Source organism: Streptomyces marokkonensis (genome assembly GCF_008312835.1).
GTDB lineage: Bacteria > Actinomycetota > Actinomycetes > Streptomycetales > Streptomycetaceae > Streptomyces > Streptomyces marokkonensis_A.
In genome coordinates this window covers 1-1,338 of record NZ_VSKS01000061.1, presented here as the reverse complement: position 1 = coordinate 1,338, position 1,338 = coordinate 1, and the positions used below count along the sequence as shown (strand labels likewise).

Below are 1,338 nucleotides of genomic sequence, written 5' to 3'. Positions count from 1 at the left end.
TGATGGGTGGTTGGTCGTTGTTTGAGAACTGCACAGTGGACGCGAGCATCTGTGGCCAAGTTTTTAAGGGCGCACGGTGGATGCCTTGGCACCAGGAACCGATGAAGGACGTGGGAGGCCACGATAGGCCCCGGGGAGTCGTCAACCAGGCTTTGATCCGGGGGTGTCCGAATGGGGAAACCCGGCAGTCGTCATGGGCTGTCACCCTTGCCTGAACACATAGGGCAAGTGGAGGGAACGCGGGGAAGTGAAACATCTCAGTACCCGCAGGAAGAGAAAACAACCGTGATTCCGGGAGTAGTGGCGAGCGAAACCGGATGAGGCCAAACCGTATGCGTGTGAGACCCGGCAGGGGTTGCGCATGCGGGGTTGTGGGATCTCTCTTCTGTTGTCTGCCGGCAACAGGACGAGTCAGAAACCGTTGATGTAGGCGAAGGACATGCGAAAGGTCCGGCGTAGAGGGTAAGACCCCCGTAGTCGAAACATCAGCGGCTCGTTTGAGAGACACCCAAGTAGCACGGGGCCCGAGAAATCCCGTGTGAATCTGGCGGGACCACCCGCTAAGCCTAAATATTCCCTGGTGACCGATAGCGGATAGTACCGTGAGGGAATGGTGAAAAGTACCCCGGGAGGGGAGTGAAATAGTACCTGAAACCGTGTGCCTACAAGCCGTGGGAGCGTCGCGCAAGGACTTGTCCTTGGTGCTTGCACTCAACGTCGTGACTGCGTGCCTTTTGAAGAATGAGCCTGCGAGTTTGCGGTGTGTTGCGAGGTTAACCCGAGTGGGGAAGCCGTAGCGAAAGCGAGTCCGAATAGGGCGACTTTAGTAGCGCGCTCAAGACCCGAAGCGGAGTGATCTAGCCATGGGCAGGTTGAAGCGGAGGTAAGACTTCGTGGAGGACCGAACCCACCAGGGTTGAAAACCTGGGGGATGACCTGTGGTTAGGGGTGAAAGGCCAATCAAACTCCGTGATAGCTGGTTCTCCCCGAAATGCATTTAGGTGCAGCGTCGTGTGTTTCTTGCCGGAGGTAGAGCACTGGATAGGCGATGGGCCCTACCGGGTTACTGACCTTAGCCAAACTCCGAATGCCGGTAAGTGAGAGCGCGGCAGTGAGACTGTGGGGGATAAGCTCCATGGTCGAGAGGGAAACAGCCCAGAGCATCGACTAAGGCCCCTAAGCGTACGCTAAGTGGGAAAGGATGTGGAGTCGCACAGACAACCAGGAGGTTGGCTTAGAAGCAGCCACCCTTGAAAGAGTGCGTAATAGCTCACTGGTCTAGTGATTCCGCGCCGACAATGTAGCGGGGCTCAAGCGTACCGCCGAAGTCGTGTCATT

1 rRNA gene is annotated in these 1,338 nt (G+C 57.0%); it reads left to right on the top strand.

The annotated features are described in order from the left end of the window. Positions 1-53 precede the first annotated feature (53 nt). Positions 54-1,338 (top strand): 23S ribosomal RNA (locus tag F1615_RS35395); the annotation flags it as partial.